The sequence below is a fragment of the Bacteroides sp. HF-162 genome (assembly GCF_015679285.1).
GTDB lineage: Bacteria > Bacteroidota > Bacteroidia > Bacteroidales > Bacteroidaceae > Bacteroides > Bacteroides uniformis.
Map to the genome: position 1 here is coordinate 369,259 of NZ_CP064937.1, position 17,851 is coordinate 387,109.

At 48.9% G+C, this 17,851-nt stretch carries 10 protein-coding genes; 2 read left to right on the plus strand and 8 right to left on the minus strand.

Features of this window, described 5'->3' with window-relative positions:
• Nucleotides 1-19: 19 nt before the first annotated feature.
• From ITJ87_RS01490 to galA, 8 genes are all read right to left on the minus strand, one after another.
• Nucleotides 20-1,321 (minus strand): glycan-binding surface protein, encoded by a 1,302-nt coding sequence (locus ITJ87_RS01490; protein ID WP_171030402.1) that lies wholly within the window; start codon nt 1,319-1,321, stop codon nt 20-22.
• Between the two features lie 16 nt (nt 1,322-1,337).
• Complete coding sequence (locus ITJ87_RS01495; protein ID WP_117601318.1) at nt 1,338-3,059, minus strand: RagB/SusD family nutrient uptake outer membrane protein; 1,722 nt, start codon at nt 3,057-3,059, stop codon at nt 1,338-1,340.
• Between the two features lie 20 nt (nt 3,060-3,079).
• The gene (locus tag ITJ87_RS01500) at nt 3,080-6,346 is read right to left on the minus strand and encodes a TonB-dependent receptor (RefSeq protein ID WP_196096302.1); all 3,267 of its coding nucleotides are present in this window, start codon (nt 6,344-6,346) and stop codon (nt 3,080-3,082) included.
• Nucleotides 6,347-6,571: 225 nt separating this feature from the next.
• Nucleotides 6,572-7,552, minus strand: coding sequence for a glycoside hydrolase family 5 protein (locus tag ITJ87_RS01505; protein ID WP_117966159.1), 981 nt, complete (start codon nt 7,550-7,552; stop codon nt 6,572-6,574).
• Nucleotides 7,553-7,664: 112 nt separating this feature from the next.
• Nucleotides 7,665-8,957 carry a beta-galactosidase gene (locus ITJ87_RS01510; RefSeq protein WP_117974638.1) on the minus strand — a complete coding sequence of 431 codons (1,293 nt, stop codon included), beginning with the start codon at nt 8,955-8,957 and terminating at the stop codon, nt 7,665-7,667.
• Between the two features lie 153 nt (nt 8,958-9,110).
• Nucleotides 9,111-10,394: an acetylxylan esterase gene (locus tag ITJ87_RS01515; RefSeq protein ID WP_117601322.1), complete on the minus strand. Its 1,284-nt coding sequence runs from the start codon at nt 10,392-10,394 to the stop codon at nt 9,111-9,113.
• Nucleotides 10,395-10,466: 72 nt separating this feature from the next.
• A complete protein-coding gene (locus ITJ87_RS01520) occupies nt 10,467-11,354 on the minus strand; it encodes an AraC family transcriptional regulator (protein WP_117601323.1) in 888 nt (295 codons plus the stop codon).
• 318 nt (nt 11,355-11,672) lie between these two features.
• Nucleotides 11,673-14,117: a beta-galactosidase GalA gene (gene galA / locus ITJ87_RS01525; protein WP_117966150.1), complete on the minus strand. Its 2,445-nt coding sequence runs from the start codon at nt 14,115-14,117 to the stop codon at nt 11,673-11,675.
• A 219-nt stretch (nt 14,118-14,336) separates the two neighbouring features.
• On the opposite strand from galA, the gene ITJ87_RS01530 reads away from it, so the two are divergent.
• Together ITJ87_RS01530 and ITJ87_RS01535 are read left to right on the plus strand one after the other, a co-directional pair.
• Complete coding sequence (locus ITJ87_RS01530; RefSeq protein ID WP_117966174.1) at nt 14,337-16,823, plus strand: GH36-type glycosyl hydrolase domain-containing protein; 2,487 nt, start codon at nt 14,337-14,339, stop codon at nt 16,821-16,823.
• Between the two features lie 18 nt (nt 16,824-16,841).
• Nucleotides 16,842-17,846 carry an aldo/keto reductase gene (locus ITJ87_RS01535; protein WP_117966147.1) on the plus strand — a complete coding sequence of 335 codons (1,005 nt, stop codon included), beginning with the start codon at nt 16,842-16,844 and terminating at the stop codon, nt 17,844-17,846.
• The last annotated feature ends 5 nt before the right edge of the window (nt 17,847-17,851 follow it).

The window sequence follows — 17,851 nt, forward strand, 5'->3', positions numbered from 1 at the left end:
CAGTATTCTATTTAAAAGGTTATTCAATAGGTACCACACGGATGTTGTCAATCATAATCACCGGATTGCAATCCTTACCTTCCACACCACCTGCCCAGACAAAGAATGTCAATCCGGTCAGCATAGTCTTGTCAAAAGCCCTATCACACTTATTGCCTTCATGCGTCTTGTTGAACTCGGACAGATTCATGGAAACGGTTGTCCATTTACCGCCCGTATCATAGGAACCCGTATTCTTCCAGGGCAACCATAAACCTCGCGGCACATTCGTATCACTAAAGTAAGCATTGTTTCCGGTCGCATACGTCACCACATCATTACCAGTAAACATTACTTGCAGAGCACAAGACTGCCACGGATTGGAAGAAGGAATATTCACCTCAAATTTCAGTTGCAAACCATTGACACCATACTCCTCGAGCAATTCTGCAAACTCAGGACGTGCAGAAAGTTCGGGATAACCGGCAGACGGTTCCGGCCAGTAATTGAATGAAAAATGTTCTTCATCCCAAGTAGCACCGATTCCCCCTTTAAGTTCCCCGGCAAAACGAATATATGCACCATCAATACTATTTTCATCGGCTTCTTTCAATACCGCACTACCATCACGCCAACCATGAGCAATAGCCATACCGCCATGAGAGCCATCCCAGTCAAAGAGTATGTTGCGGGTATCATGATAGCGGAATTTGGAACGTCCGGTACCGTAAATAGACTTCACGTTGATATAGCCTGCAGGAGCATTGTCCGGAAGAATAAAACTGACCGCAGTCTTGGTTATGTTCGTAATATTAGTCACTTCCACATTACCAGCCATCGTAATGGTCAGTGGCACATTCGGGTCATCAATGAAATAGTCACCAATCAGTGTCACCTCACTACCCGGCTTTGCAAACTCACAAGAAATGGAGTTCACGGTAGGAGCCGGAACCAACACCTTGAAGTCATAATCTATGGTATCTTTTGCTCTGGTCACCATATAAATCTTATCGGTCACTACCGAAGGAATCTCTTTCGGAACATCTACCATAAGTGTATGGTCAGTGATGTAACTTGTATTAAGTATCGCCTTCTGGTCATTGAAATAGAGCTCGTAAACACTCCGCAGATTCTCACCGACCAGACAAATCGTATTCGCCATATAGGCCCCGGTCAGCAAAGAATCTGCCGCAGCCGGATCAGGGACACGAACATACTTCAAAATAGGCTTTCCGCCTGCCACCTCATATTTATCCGGTTCATCCTCACAAGCTGCCATGGAAAAGCCTGCTGCGACAACAACTGCCGCGAAGAACCAATTCGTATATCTATTATTTTTCATCTTTTCAAGCATTAAATTAATAACTGAATTCAGAACGCACATCTACGTGTACCGGGTCTTTCATCAAATTAGGATTGAACACCACGTCTTCTGTCGGGAACGGCAATGTAAAACTGGAAACTGTTACATTCGGTGCCTTTGCATCCGGGTTGTAACGAGTTTCATCCGGATTTACCGTCCAACTACCATTCTCATAATAAGCTTTGTAGGTAGTGCCCAGATTATAATAAACATCACGGCGCTGCGCCTTCAGCTCATTGATAGCACGCTGGGAATCATAATATGCCAAACGTACATAATCATACCAACGGTCACCTTCGCAAGCCAGTTCCAGCCGACGTTCCTTCCAGACGTCCTCCCAAGTAATGGAGGTTTTCGGAGTAACTCCCGGAATGGCACGGCCACGTACTGCATTGAAAGCATCCAGTGCACTCTGGTCTGTAGTAGAGGTAGCCAGTCCCATTTTCGCCTCGGCATATACCAGATAGATATCGGACAGGCGCAGGATATGGGTTGCCAGGCCGCTGTACATATTACCAGCCGATACGCCCAAGCCCAATAGATGGTCATTATTGTTACCATAAAGATGCTTCACATGATTGGCACCGGTAGGAGACTGATAATCGCCATTAGGGCCACCCTTGCCATATTCGGCATCATAGATAAACCGCAGATAATCGAATCCGCCCTTGTCCTGCCAGAAATAACTGTATACATCACCTGCCATCATCATGGTAGCCTTACGACGGGTATCCGTATCCGAACGAGTCTCAGGGCTTTCCAAAGCGGAAATTCCAAATGCATCCTGCAAATCAACCGACGGACCGGCATAACCGCCCCAGCAGTCACCAAATTCATCGAATCCCACCATTGCCAAGTCCGACTGCAATGTATTCTGCTGTGTCCAAGGGTCACGTCCTGCTGACCAATGCCAAGAGAAGAGGCACTCTTCATTCTTGTTGTTAGCCAAACGGAAAACATCGGAATAGTTGGCCAGCAGATTACGACCGGAATTATTAATTACATCCTTGGAATATTCTGCCGCTTTTGCCAAATCATCCGCATTGCGGGTACCGGAAAGACCACTCTTGGTCAGATACACCTTAGCCAAAAGACCTTCGGCACAATAACGGTCAATACGTCCCGTTTCGCCTCTGGCCGGAAGCAATTCCATAGCTTTCTCCAGAGTCATAATGATATACTCGTACACATCGGCTGTCTCCACCTTGAATTTGGAGTTATAATTACCGGAATTCAATTCAGCCGTATTATCATGGATAATGGGTACTGCCCCAAAACTACGTACCAAATAGAAGTAAGCCATGGCTTTCCATGCCAGACACTCGCCCATACACTGATTTTTCACAGCTTCTGACGCATTTGCCGTCTTCAAACGAGTATATACGGTATTGGCATGACCGATAACTGCCCACAAAGAATAGGACATATTCACAAGGTTCTCATCCGTACCATTCACCGTAAAATTCAGGTAAGGGCTGTTTCCCTCGTATACATTTCCGGACAAGATTTCACCGACTTTAATAAAACCGCGCTGAAAGTCATACCAAGGTGAGTTATAAAGGTAATTGACTCCTTGCACACATTGCTCGTCATTCTGGTAAAAATTCGATTCGTTATAATTATCTTCAGTAGGACGGTCCAGGAAATCTTCGCATGAAACTGTTCCCATACCGAGTACAGCTGCAAACGCCCAATATTTAATATATCTGATTTTCATGTTTTCTTCAAATTAAAGTGTTAGAATGAAACGTTCAAGCCGAATGAATAAACTGTAGGAGACGGATAACGTCCGTTGTCCAGACCATATACATTGACGCTTGAAGTACTGGCACCAATTTCAGGGTCATAGCCATCATAACCGGTAATGGTCAGCAGGTTCTGAATATTGGCATAGATACGCAAGTTGCTCAGCCCCAGCTTGTCAATCGTCTTTTTCGGGAAAGTATATCCCAAAGAGATATTCTTCAGACGGATATAGGAACCATCTTCAATATAACGGTCACTGATACGGTCGTTGTCATTCGGGTCATTGATAGTGGCGCGTGGAATGGAAGCTCCCGGGTTTGCCACCATGACGTTAGACACATCATTATACCACATGGTTCCATCTTCGTAGACCTTGTTCGGATTGATAGGAACAAGCTGTGCACGTCCGTTTACAGCATTCAACTGGTTGGTCCATGGAGAGTTCATATGCGTCAGCTTCATGGAAAGGTAGTTGTACACCTTGTTGCCATAGGAACCGTTGATGAAAACGGACAAGTCGAAGTTCTTGTAACGGAAAGTATTGGTCCAGCCAAAAGTAAACTTAGGCATCGGAGAACCGATATTGGTCTTGTCATAGTCGTCAATAACGCCATCGGGCACACCGTCAGGACCACTGATATCCTTATATTTCACATCACCCACCCATACGGTATTGGTACGGTCAAATACACCGTTTGCCGGGTACTTGGCAGGTTTCGGAGAAGTCTGAAGGTCCTCCAGGTCCTTGTAAACACCATCACAGACAAATCCATAGAAGTTATAAAGTGATTCGCCTACACTGGACACACTGACTACATCGGTCCACTGTCCGTAACCTACAATCTGGGCATTGGCTGTACCTGCCAATCCTTTCAGTTTGTTCTTGTTGAAAGAAATCTGGAAATCGGAGTCCCATTCAAACTTACCCGTAATGGGATGCGTGTTCAGAGAGATTTCAAAACCGGTATTCTCTATGTCACCATAATTACCTTTCGGAGCAGCCAATGCAGAAGAACCATTGCCGGAAGTACCCATATAAGAAGGTAATTGCAACGGCATCAACATATCACTGGAAGTTTTCTTATACCACTCTACCGTCAGGTTGATACGGTCGTGCAGGAATCCCAAATCCACCCCGACGTTCCATTGCTCCTGAGACTCCCATTTGATGGAAGTGTTCGGTATATTGGAGGGGCGATACCCCATACCCAGACCAGAAGGCATACGATTCATGGATGTACCCCAGGCATAACCACCGATGTTGGCATTACCTGTTTGTCCCCATCCCAAACGCAGCTTACCGTTGCTGATTACCTTCTTCAACGGTTCAAAGAACGTTTCATTGGAAAAGCGCCAGGAAGCAGCCAACGAATGGAAGCCTGCCCAACGGTTTTCAGGGCCGAAGTTTGAAGAACCGTCATAACGATAGGTATAAGTACCCAGATAACGGTCGGCATAGTTATAAGTCAGACGTGTAAAGAAAGATGCCATGGACGAACTTCCAAAACCTGCGTTGATAGTCGGTGTTCCCGTACCCAAGGCCGGATTGTGCACTTCATCCGAAGGCAGACCGCTATTGAACACACTCGTGAAGTCATAGCTGGACTCCCAGCACTCCTGACCCACCATGGCCGTATAATGATGCTTGTCGCCTATGTTTCCGGAATAGGTCACATAGTTCTTCAATTGCCAGAATGTACTGCTGTTCTTCTGGATACTGCTTTCATTGCTGGAACGTACCCATCCACCCAAATCAACCATCGGCTTGTAGCGTTCACCTTTGCTGGAACTGATGTCATAACCCAGTTCGGCATGCCATACCAGATTTTTAATCGGAGTGACCTCAAAGAAAATATTACCTGTCAGTTTCTGACGGTCCAGCAGGATGTCATCCATCATGGCAAGGGCAATCGGGTTAGGATTCGTATAGCCTTCGCGAACAACGGTGGCATAGCTGCCATCCAGATTATAGATAGGTATATCAGGAAGAGTGGTCAACGAGTAGTTAATCAAACCTTCATCACTGTCTGCCAGTTTCAGGTCATCACCCGTTGCTGTATAGGTGGCAGTCAAACCGAGTTTCAACCACTTCTTCAGTTGGGCATCCAAGTTGGCACGGAAGCTGTAACGGTTAAAGTTTGAACCGATGATGGTACCGTCCTGATCCATATAGGAAGCTGATACGTAGTATTGTATCTTCTCTGTACCACCTTGTGCCGAAATCTGGTGCTGATGCTGCAAAGCAGTCTGGAAGATGGCGTCCTGCCAGTTTGTACCTACTCCCAGCAGAGAGGGATCAGCATAATAACTACTAGGGTCAGAGATTTCACCCATGTTTGCCAAATCATTATAATAAGTGGCATACTCACGCAGATTCATCATATCCAGGCGCTTTGTCTGGCGTTGAACGGCAAACATACCGTCATAAGTAAACTTAGCCTCACCCGCCTTACCACGTTTGGTCGTAATCAAAACCACACCATTGGAACCTTGCGCACCGTAAATGGCGGTTGCCGAAGCATCTTTCAGAATTTCCATACTGACGATATCAGCAGGGTTGATGGTGGAAAGCGGAGAAATGGTGGAAACCGAGCCATTACCCAATGCATCGCCCAAACCATAAGATGAACCGCTTTGTCCCTGACTCTGTACAATCACACCGTCAATTACATACAACGGCTCGGCATTGGCATTGATAGTGGCCTGACCACGTACACGGATAGAAGAGGAAGAGCCCGGAGCACCGGAAGTGCTGACAGCCGTCACACCCGCAGCACGTCCTTGCAATGACTGGTCAAGGTTGGTAATAATAGAGCCCTTAATCTTGTCTTCACTCATGGAAACGGAAGCACCGGAAAGGTCGCTTTTCTTCATCGTACCGTAACCTACCACAACAACTTCATCCAACATTTCAGAGTCTTCCTTCAACGTGATGTTCACCGTTGTCTGGTCCGTTATCTTTATTTCCTGGCTGACATAGCCTATAAAGGAAACCACGATGGTAGCTCCCGGTTTCACATTCAAGGCAAAATTACCGTCAATGTCGGTAATTACACCATTCGTAGTGCCCTTTTCCAATACATTGGCACCAATGATAGGGCCCATCGCATCGCTGACGACACCCGTAATTTTCTTTGTTTGCTGCACTGCCTCAACGGTATCCACCGATGATACTGCGAAAAGCTGAGGGGTATAACCCAGGCTGAACACCGAACATATACCCGCAAGCAGCGCTGTCTTTCTAAAATTTAAATTCATACTGCATTTCTTAGATTTAAAACAAACACAAAACCTCCCAAAAGAAGATTTTTTTAGTTAACAAAATGAGAGTAAGTCAAGAAACCGTGACATGCAATCAAGGCGTTGACACTTAAAATTACTTCCAAACAATTCATGTTTTCACAGCATCATTCTTCTTTTCTTCCATAAGCACAATTCTTTTTTCTTAATTATTAATGGTTAAATCATATTGTTTTTAAAGGGCTATTTTTTCAGTGTCGTCAATTCGTCACGAACCATTCTCCCCCACTCTTTCATGTCTGCATCTTTCCAGTTTCCCTCGGAAGAAGCCGACGGATAGAACATGGAGCAAGTCTCATCCTTGTCAGACAAAGACCAGGCCACCCAGCTGATGGAATGCCGCTGCATCCACTCCAGCCAATTCCCCCACTCTTCTTTATTGATGGGGCCGTCCCCACTTGCCTCCATACCGGCACATTCGGAAACGAAAATCGGCAAGCCCTTGCCCAGAGCATAGTCGGCGCGGTCGCGCAGCCACTGTCCGTGGGTATTGGCATAAAAGTGGAGTGTATACATTATATTGCTATATCCGGTAATAGGATCGTCTGCAGCCAAATGGATATCCTGGTCCCAATGCGGACAACCTACGAGGATAACGGCATCCGGCTCTATGGCACGAATCGTCTTGATAACCTCCACAGAGTATGCCTTCACCTGCTCCCAACTGTCTTCCACCGGTTCATTGAAAACCTCATAGATAACATTAGGAACCCCTTTGTAACGGGTAGCCATTTGAGTGAAAAACTCCTTTGCTTCTTCCTGCCGCAGATTGTGGCTATGCCAGTCGATGATGACGTAAACGCCGTTCTCGATAGCAGCATCCACCACTTTCGTAACACACTCAATACCGAACTCGGGCTTATTCACATAACAGGCGCTATCCAAATCCACTCCCATAGAGGCCCGAAGCACTTGTGCGCTCCAGTTATTGACCAGATAAGCAACCGAAGAGGCATTGTAGAAACGAGGCCAGAACTGATGCCAGCCATAGCTGACACCGTGCAATACCACCGTATCGCCTTCGGTATTCATCAGCTGCGTACCATTGACCACCAATGTCGGTAGCGTTTCCTTTACATTTTCATTCTTCGACGGGTTTGTTCCACAACCAATGGCCATACCTAGGCAACAAACCGCCAACATAACTTTCCATATGCTTTTCATATCACACTTAGTATTTAGAGTTATACATCTTTCTTAATAACAGTACAAACGCTTTGTACACGCTTACATTCTAATTTTCAGGCAGGGATTACACGGAAAAACACAGATAGGTTCAATTTTGCAACTTCCGGTTTTCCGCTTTAATTATTTCAATAGTGCTGTCTGTGGCAAAGACAGAGTTCAGTCCTTGTTGTTCTTGAGCCGGGTCACCGGTATAGTCATCCCCCTTTTCCCAGAATACATGGTCGGGATTTTGTCCGGCAAAACCGCCCCATGCCCAGAAGTTGCATCCAGCAAAGAGTCCACCGCTCTCACGGTCCTGGCGGATAAGGTCGAATACATAACGGTAATATTCATCGCGGGCAGTGGTCGGTGCCTCTTTGGAGAAGCTGAAGCCGTCACGGGGAAAACCGAACTCCTCCAGAACAATCGGCTTGCTGTACTTCCGGGCAATGACCATGTGGTCATCTATATATTTCTTAGTATTTTCCTTGGCACGCGGAAGAAGTTCCGTCAGGCTGTCCGCTTTCACCCAACTCCAGTTGTAAGGCCAGATGTGGATATTCAGATAATTGATGTTGGGGTCGGCATGAATCTTCTCGAAAAGACTCATATCCATTTCGCATCCCCACGAGCCCTCACTGCCGGAAGACACCATGTGGTTCGGGTCGAGTGACTTGATTTGTGCAGCCACATCGGCCATCCAGCGGGCAAACGGTTCCTTGTTCTCGTCAGAGAAAGCGCGAGGCTCGTTACCAATCTGCCAGGACATAATAGTAGGGTCATCCACATATTTTATCTGATTATACCTATTGGTGCGTGAAACAATATAATTGACATGATTGGCAAACAAAGCCTTCGCGCTGTCCGATTGGGGGAACTGCTTGACATACTCCATATAGGTGGGCCATCCGTCTACGGCAGGTACCACGGCATCACCGTGTCCAGACCATTGCAGGTAAACGGAATAGCCACCACTCCATTCCCAGGAATTGTTCAAATAGAGGACAGCCGTCATATCACGTTCACGCAGTTCATTCATAAAATAATCCAATCCGGCTAAAATAGTATCATTATAGACGCCCGGTGCCACTTGCAAAGAGGGCTCTACCCGCGTCTTTATGCCATTTTCACCGTCAGCACCCACCAATACGCGCAGGTTGTTGATGCCAATACTTTTCAGAAAGTCCAACTCCTTATGCAACCGTTCACGATTGCCGCCTTCACCTTCGGAACCAAGAATAGCACCGTACCAGAAATTGGCACCTACAAAATAATAGGGTTTTCCGTCGCGAACGAACTGTCCATCGGCGTTGACCTTAATAAACGAATGCTCCGCAGGCTTAGGGGCACATGCTCCCAAAAAGAATAAAAGTACTGTCAGCAAAAAGAATTGTTTCTTCATATTATCAGTTTTTAAGCGATACACAAAGATACGCGGCTCATATCATAAAAAATGATACTATATTATCAGATAAATGTGCTAATGTGCCAATAGCCTGCGGCATGATGGCGCAGCATAAATATTACGCAGCCAATTAGCACATTAGCACATTAATCACATTGACACATTAAGTTGTCTCCGTATCCAATCCAGCCATTCATCCCACTGTTCCTGATACCAGTAATGCCCGGTTTCCAGATAAAGATGCAATTCCTTCGGAGAAGAAATCACATTGTAGGCTGCATACATGGAAGTGGGAGGACAGACTTCATCGTTATACCCCCAACTGAACCAACCGGGCACATTCAGCAGGCAGGCAAAGTTTGCCGTATCATAATAGCGTACCGTTTCAAGCTGCTTTTCATCGGGAGTACCGTAATAATAGAAATAATGGGGCCAACCGCAAGCACGCTTCTTGAAGAATGCTTCGTGGTCGCATAAGGCAGGATGAACAGCCGCCAGAAAAGTAACGCGTGAATCAAGAGCCGCCGTAATCACAGACAAGGCACCGCCCTGGCTGGAGCCCGTAACACCCAGCGCTTTCCCGTTGTACTGCGGCAGCGAACAGATAAAATCCACAGCACGCAAAGCGCCTACCACCACACGGTTATAGTAAGAAGCATCCCGGCTGTCGCGGCCGAACGTCCAGTAATTGCTCAGCGCCCCACCTGCCAGCGCATCATATACAGACTGCTGCATCGTGACGGGAATGCCGTGGATACCCACCTCCAATGTAATCACCTTTCCAGGAGCCGTATACGTATCTCCCGCATAAGGGCGGACACCCGCACCGGGCACACGCAGCAAAGCCGGATACTTCCCTTCTTTCTTGGGAATACTGAGAATACCGTAAAAACGTCCTCCCCAAGCTTTTGTCTGGAAGCTGACCTGATATACATTATCCGTTTCCGTACAGCGTTCGGGAAGCAGTGTCATAAGGGGATTCAACGGAGTCTTGCGCGCCTCTTCCAAGGTCTTGGCCCAATAATCCCGAAAATCGGCAGGAAGTTTCGCCACAGGTTGCAGCTGCTCGGGAGCATAGGCCGATGTAGCCAGCCCTTCATAAGTCCGGCCGTCCACATACGCCTTGACCTTGCAACGCAAGAAGCCTGCAGTCTTCATCGTGCCTTGCAACTTCAAGGTACCATCTTTCAGCACCATGTCTTTCTTTACTTCAGTAGGATACATCTCGGGCCCCAGTTCATAGTCAATCTTGACATCGGGCAAGAGGTTCTGTGCCTTCAGCACCCGGACGGTAAACGTACACTTCTCATTCAGACGATACACCCAATCGCTATGGTCGGGTGAAACGACTACACGGATTTCATTGCCACGTATCTGCGCCGTCACAGCACATACACACAGCAGACATAAGAATAAGGAAAAAACTCTTTTCATGATATCAGATATTAGTATTAATCATTGGTGCAAAAATAGGCACTTCCAATGAAGAATACCAATACTTTCTTATCATATCACCAGCTTCTTTTTCCGATAATTCTCACGGAATTCCTTCGGCGAGCATCCCTTCTTCCGCTTGAACATACGATTGAAATTGGACAGATTGTTGAAGCCGCAGTCATAGCACACCTCTGCAATGGTACGCGTGGAATCTACCAACATACGCGTGGCAAAGCCCAGACGGATATCAATAATGTAGTCGGAAAGCGTCTTGCCGGTGCGCAGGCGAAAGAAACGGCTGAAAGAGACCGGTGTCATGCCCACCATATCGGCCAATGAAGCCAACCGGATCTCCTCCTGATAATGGGTGGAAATGTATTTCTGCACCTTCTGTACCCGGCGGCTGTCAGAGAAAGTCTCTATCTTGGCAAACGAAGAACTGGACAGCACCCGGGCATTGTCATAGAGGGAAAGTTCGTAAAGGATACGGAGAAAGTTCATCACGGCATAAAAGCCCTGCTCCTCGGAAGCCAGCTTATCCAGCCAGTTGTACACCTTCATGATGGCCTGCATGGGGAAACTAAGTCCGCACTGTGCACGCTCCAGCATCCGGCGGATACTGTCGAACTGGTTCTTGTTGACAACGTTCCCGAAGAACAAGTCGGGAGAAAACTGGATGGTAATCTCCCGAATATCCCCGGAGGTACATTCATGTTGCTCCCATACATGCTCCAACTCCTTGCCGGTTATCAGCACCAGGTCATAATCACCGATAATCTCGGCAGAATCGCCCACCACACGGCGGACGCCAGAAGCATGTTCCGTGAAGTTCAGTTCATACTCTGCGTGACAATGGATGGGATAGGTAAATTCTGTTTTGTGACGGTCGGCAATATAGAAACAGTCACGTTCCGACAGAGGGGTTATCTCCCTCATGATATAGTTCTGGTTTTCCATAGGCATTGGTTAAAAAAATATCATGCCGCAAATATACTCATTCTTTTTAATCCCACAACAGTACCATTTGTTACATTTAGGGATAATATATGAACAGACACCCGGGAAAGTCCTGCCCGGAAAAGCACAATTTCCGTTCTTCTCCCCCTTAAGCTCTAATGCAAAGATGTATGAGATGCACATCTCATACAACACGAAATATGCATCTCGCACACTTACACACTATAGTTTGAGGAAGAAAGAAGCGGAGATCCCTCTCTTGCCCCATAGACAAAAGAAAGGTCTCCGCTTCGCCGGATGATATGAATGACAAACCGCTTACTTCTGCAACTTCAAGACACAGGAAGTTTCCGGCATATTTTCCGAAACGACCGTCAGTGTGGCTTCTCCCGCTTCGCCGGTACTTTGCAACAGCACCTGTGCAAGTCCGTTGAATGCCTTTACCTGATAGGTACGGGCATCGGTGTCGGCCGGACGTTCCGTAGCCTGATAAGCGGGGTCGCCATTCCCCACCCCAAGGATGCGTACCGGACCGGAGACGGTTATCGTCAAGTCGTTGCAAGCAGTGGGGACAAAACGTTTCTTCTTGTCCTGCAACTCAATGTTACACACTGCCACATCCCGATTGTCTGCCTGAATGACGGAACGGTCTGCCGTCAGGGAGATACGGGCAGGAACACCGGTAGTCTCCACAGTACGGGCCAATATTTTTTTGCCGTTCTTATAGCCTACAGCCTTCACTGCACCGGGCTGGAAAACGGCTTTCCAGGAAAGATGGCCGTTTCGGGGCATCGGTTTGCGATCCAGTTTCTTGCCGTTCACAGTCAATTCCACTTCATCGCAGTTGCTGTATACCCAAATATCGATGCTATCACCTTCGTGACCTTGCAGATTCCAGTGAGGAAGGATGTGCAGCACCGGCTCATCCGTCCACCAGGACTTCAGATACCAGGCTTCGTCCTTGGGAAAACCGCAGTAGTCCAGAATGCCGAATTGTGAACCCGTAGCCGGGAACTTCATGGGGTTGGGCTCGCCGCGGTAGTCGAAACCCGTCCAATAGAAAAGACCTGCCAGGTAGGGGCGTTCGTCATAGAATTTCCAGCCACGCTCGATGCAGTTCAGCAGGCTGTCAGGTCCGTTCAGCTTGCGGTTGTGCGCCACCATGTGGCCTTTGTCGTGGGCATCGAAGTAGATGCCGCGCGTACCACAGCCCGTAGTCTCTTCCGAACCGAGCGCACGGCGGCCGGGATAATCCTTGCGGTGCTGCTCCACCGGATTCTGAAGGATGTAGTTATAACCGGCCACGTCTGCGGGAATCAAGATGGCAGGGCCACTGCTCGAAGCAACGGTCATGAGGCGCGTAGGGTCGAAACGGTGGCAATATTCACGCATCGTGGCAGCAATGCGTGTACCGTTTTCTTTCCACTCGATGCCCCACTCCTCGTTGCCTACGCTCCAAAGGATGATGCACGGATGGTTGCGGTCGCGGTCTATCATGCGTTTCAGCAAGCGGGTATGTTCTTCGTTGACACCCGTCAGACGGTTTTCCTCTATCACAAGAATGCCGAGGCGGTCACAGGCATCGAGCATTTCGGGAGTCATCGGGTTATGGGAAGAACGGTAGGCATTGCAGCCGAACTTCTTCAGTTCCTTCAATCGGTACACTTGTAGGGCATCGGGAATGCCGGCACCTACTCCGGGGTGGTCTTGGTGCATGTTCACACCTTTCAGTTTCAGAGGCTGTCCGTTCAGAAGGAAGCCCTTGTCGGCATCGAAGCGGATGTCACGAATACCCGTAGTAGTGGTATAAGCATCCACTAGCTTGCCATGCTGATAGACTTCCGTAAGCAGTGTATATAAATAAGGTGCATCCACACTCCAAAGATGAGGTTTGTCCAGCGCTATTTCACCGACGGTGAGCTGGCGGTCTTTCGGCAGTACCGGCTGACCGGCCGTTTCGCAGCGTGCCACTTCCTTGCCGTCGGCATCCCGGAGGATATGGCAGAGGCGGTAATCCTCCGTTTGCAGACCGGAGTTTTCAACAGTGGTCTCTATCGTCAGCTTGGCCTTGTCAAAAGGTGCGGCCAGCGTGCTGTGCACAAAGGTTCCGAAAGGAGCCACATGCAACGGCGCCGTCTTGTTCAGCCATACATGGCGGTAGATGCCCGCACCCTCGTAAAACCAGCCCTCCTCGAGCGTGGCATCCGCACGGACGCAGATTAGATTATCCTCTCCGTAATTCAAGTATTCCGTAATGTCATACACCTGCGTGGCATAGCCGCTCGGTTCGTGTCCCAGATAGAAACCGTTTATCCAGATACGGGCATCACGGAAGATACCGTCGAACTGAAGATAAAGATGTTTGCCGAGGTCCTCTTGTGGCACGGTGATGGTCTTTCGGTACCATCCCACAGAGTTTTCGGGGAATTTATAGCCGACGGCTTTATAGCCATGACTGTGGCTCGCCTCTTTGGCATAAGGCAAATCAACCACCCAGTCATGCGGAAGGTTGACCGTCTTCCAGTCCACACCCCACTTCTCCGGATTGAACTTAGGGGAGTAAGGACCCTCATTATGGATAGAGGCTGCTTTAGTCAGATAGTTGAAGTACTCCGTTCCGCAGCCGAAGTCTTTCTCCGGTGAGGAAGCATTGCCAAAAGCAAACTGCCAGCCGTCATCCAGCAAAATACGTTCGCGGACGGATTGGGCAGAAAGAGAAAAGGTAATTCCAAGAAGGAACAGAAATGCGAATAAGTGTTTCATATCGGTTAATCATAAAATGTGTTTACAAAGATAGAGCGAAAAAGATTCGTGCGGTGATACTTTTGTATCTTTTTCCGGTACTTCATGTTTCCGAGGGGAAAAAACACACCGGGCAAACAAGGGTGATAGGAGAAAAGTTTTTAAATTTGAAGCGTGCTTCCGGGAAAATGGCCGGATGCCACAACTAACGAAGAATGCAAACTAAATACAAGAAATAATATGCAAGACAAAAGATTCGGATATTTCGATGACGACAACCGCGAATACGTCATTACCGACCCCAAGACACCTTGGCCATGGATTAACTACCTAGGCAATGAAGACTTCTTCTCACTCATCTCCAATACCGCCGGAGGCTATTCCTTCTACAAGGACGCCAAGTTCCGCCGCATCACCCGCTACCGCTACAACAACGTGCCGATGGACAACGGGGGACGCTACTTCTACATCAATGAAGGCGGCAACGTATGGTCTCCCACCTGGAAGCCCTGCAAGACCGCACTCGACAGCTACGAATGCCGCCACGGCATGAGCTACACCCGCATCACCGGAGCCAAAGACGGCATCGAAGCCAGCCTGCTCTTCTTCGTCCCACTGAAGACCTGGGGAGAGGTGCAGAAGCTGACCTTGCGGAACACTTCTGCCAAAGTGAGAAAACTCAAACTATTCTCTTTTGCCGAATGGTGCTTGTGGAATGCCGCTACGGACATGGAGAACTTCCAGCGTAACTTCTCCACGGGAGAGGTGGAAGTGGACGGGTCTGTCATCTACCACAAGACGGAATACAAGGAACGCCGCAATCACTACGCCTTCTACAGTGTCAATACACCCGTAGACGGTTTCGATACCGACCGCGAAACATTCGTGGGACTCTACAACGAGTTTGCTGACCCGGAACGGGTAGTAGAAGGCAGACCGGGCAACAGCATTGCCCACGGTTGGAGTCCCATCGCCTCGCACTATCTGGAAGTAGAACTGCAACCCGGCGAAAGTCGCGACTTCATCTTCCTGCTGGGCTATGTGGAAAACAAGCAGGAGGCAAAGTTCGAGGAACGTGAAGAATCTCTGCATGAAGCGTTCAAGCAGAGTGTACCCTCTTCACCTATTATAAATAAGGTAAAGGCTAAGGCGATGATTTCGGCCTTCGACACTACCGCCAAAGTAGATGCTGCCTTTGCCGAACTGAAAGCCTACTGGGACCGCCTGCTGGACATCTACGTCGTAAAGACCGACGAAGAAAAACTGGACCGCATGGTGAACATCTGGAACCAGTATCAGTGCATGATTACCTTCAACATGTCCCGTTCCGCCTCTTTCTTCGAGAGCGGCATCGGTCGTGGAATGGGTTTCCGCGACTCCAACCAGGACCTCGTGGGCTTCGTGCATCAGATACCGGAACGAGCCCGCGAACGAATCATCGACATAGCTTCTACCCAATTCCCCGACGGAGGATGCTACCACCAATACCAACCGCTGACCAAACGCGGCAACAACGACATCGGCGGCGGCTTCAACGATGACCCCATGTGGCTTATCTTCGGTACGGTGGCATACATCAAGGAATCGGGAGACTTCAGTATCCTGGATGAGCCCGTCCCCTTCGACAACAAAGAAGGTTCGGAAGTGTCTCTGTTCGAGCACCTGCGCGTCTCCTTCAACCACGTCATCGAGAACCTCGGCCCCCACATGTTGCCCCTCATCGGCCGTGCCGACTGGAATGACTGCCTGAACCTGAACTGCTTCTCCTGGGACCCGAATGAATCCTTCCAGACCACGGAAAACCAGACGGAAGGCAGCCAGGCAGAATCGCTGATGATTGCCGGCTTGTTCGTGGTATGCGGACGCGACTACGTGGAGCTGTGCCGCCGCCTGGGTAAAGACGACGAAGCAAACAGAGCGCAAACCTATATAGAGAACATGGTGGAAGCCGTGAAAAAACATGGCTGGGACGGTGACTGGTACTTGCGCGCCTACGATTACTTCGGCCACAAGGTAGGTTCCAAAGAGAACGAAGAAGGACAAATCTTCATCGAATCGCAAGGCTGGTGCACCATGGCAGGCATCGGACTAGAAGAAGGCATGGTAGAAAAAGCACTGGACTCCGTAAAGGAACGCCTGGACTGCGAACACGGTATTGTACTCAACAATCCACCCTTCACCCGCTATGTTGTGGAGTATGGAGAAATCTCCACCTATCCCGCCGGCTACAAGGAAAATGCGGGTATCTTCTGCCACAACAACCCGTGGGTCATCATCGGAGAAACCGTACTGGGACGGGGTGACCGTTCCTGGGAGTATTTCCGCAAGATATGCCCGTCGTACACCGAAGAGCACAGTGCCCTGCATAAAGTAGAACCTTACGTATGCTGCCAGATGGTGGCCGGCAAGGACGCCGCCCGCCCCGGTGAAGGCAAGAACAGCTGGCTGACGGGAACGGCTGCCTGGATGTGGTATGCCATCACGCAATTCATACTCGGCATCAAGCCTTCGTATGAAGGTCTGGAAATCAATCCTTGTATCCCGTCAGACTGGAAAGGCTTCAACGTGAAGCGCAAGTTCCGCGGAGCGGAATATCATATTACCGTGAAGAATCCCGATGGTGTGTGCAAAGGCATCAAGTCCGTCACGGTAGACGGCAAGCCGGTAGAAGGCAATGTAGTGAAGCATCTGCCGGGCACGCATACAGTAGAAGTAATAATGGGATAACCCACAAAATACAATATCATGATAAACCCTATTTATTCTCCAACGCCCGAACGCTATGACAACGGTATGAAATTCCGCCGTTGCGGGCAAAGCGGCATCCTGCTGCCAGAAATATCGCTCGGATTGTGGCACAACTTCGGCGACGTGAACACATTTGCCAATTCTCAGGCCATGGCGCACTATGCCTTCGACCGTGGAATCACGCATTTCGACCTCGCCAACAATTACGGTCCTTCCTACGGTTCCGCCGAAGAGACTTTCGGAATGATTATGAAGAAATCCTTCATGCCCTATCGGGACGAACTATTCATCTCCACCAAGGCCGGACACGACATGTGGCCCGGCCCCTACGGGGAGTGGGGCTCACGCAAGTACCTGATGAGCAGCCTCAACCAAAGTCTGAAACGGATGAACCTGGAGTATGTGGACATCTTCTACTCCCACCGCTACGACCCGGATACTCCGCTTGAAGAGACCCTGCAAGCACTGGTTGATATCGTACGGCAAGGCAAAGCACTCTATGTAGGAATCTCCAAATATCCCAAAGAGGCGGCCGAGTTTGCCTACAAATACCTGGAAGAACGGGATGTACACTGCCTGCTCTATCAAGGCAGATACAATCTCTTCAACCGCGAACCGGAAGAAGAAGGTATCCTGCAGCAAGCCAAAGGGAACGGAACCGGCTTCATCGCCTTCTCCCCGCTGGCGCAGGGCCTGCTGACCAACCGCTACCTAAATGGTATTCCCGAAGATTCGCGCATGGCAAAGGGGGCTTTCCTGAAGAAAGAAGCACTGACCGACGAGACGCTGCAAAAAATCAAGGCACTCAACGAAGTTGCTGCCTCACGCGGGCAAACCCTTGCCGAGATGTCACTTGCCTGGCTGTTGAAGGACGACCTGGTGACAAGCGTCATCATCGGAGCGAGCTCCGTTACCCAACTGGCAGATAACCTGAAAGCGACTGAAAATACAGACTTCTCTGCCGAGGAACTGGAGAAGATAAAGAAAATCATTCAAAAATAAATCAA

Bases quoted from the DNA above. Each gene is read 5' to 3' on its own strand.
- ITJ87_RS01510 (WP_117974638.1), bottom strand. From the start codon at position 8,957: ATGAAGAAACAATTCTTTTTGCTGACAGTACTTTTATTCTTTTTGGGA.
- ITJ87_RS01520 (WP_117601323.1), bottom strand. From the start codon at position 11,354: ATGGAAAACCAGAACTATATCATGAGGGAGATAACCCCTCTGTCGGAA.
- ITJ87_RS01500 (WP_196096302.1), bottom strand. From the start codon at position 6,346: ATGAATTTAAATTTTAGAAAGACAGCGCTGCTTGCGGGTATATGTTCG.
- ITJ87_RS01505 (WP_117966159.1), bottom strand. From the start codon at position 7,552: ATGAAAAGCATATGGAAAGTTATGTTGGCGGTTTGTTGCCTAGGTATG.
- ITJ87_RS01490 (WP_171030402.1), bottom strand. From the start codon at position 1,321: ATGAAAAATAATAGATATACGAATTGGTTCTTCGCGGCAGTTGTTGTC.
- ITJ87_RS01535 (WP_117966147.1), top strand. From the start codon at position 16,842: ATGATAAACCCTATTTATTCTCCAACGCCCGAACGCTATGACAACGGT.
- galA (WP_117966150.1), bottom strand. From the start codon at position 14,117: ATGAAACACTTATTCGCATTTCTGTTCCTTCTTGGAATTACCTTTTCT.
- ITJ87_RS01530 (WP_117966174.1), top strand. From the start codon at position 14,337: ATGCAAGACAAAAGATTCGGATATTTCGATGACGACAACCGCGAATAC.
- ITJ87_RS01495 (WP_117601318.1), bottom strand. From the start codon at position 3,059: ATGAAAATCAGATATATTAAATATTGGGCGTTTGCAGCTGTACTCGGT.
- ITJ87_RS01515 (WP_117601322.1), bottom strand. From the start codon at position 10,394: ATGAAAAGAGTTTTTTCCTTATTCTTATGTCTGCTGTGTGTATGTGCT.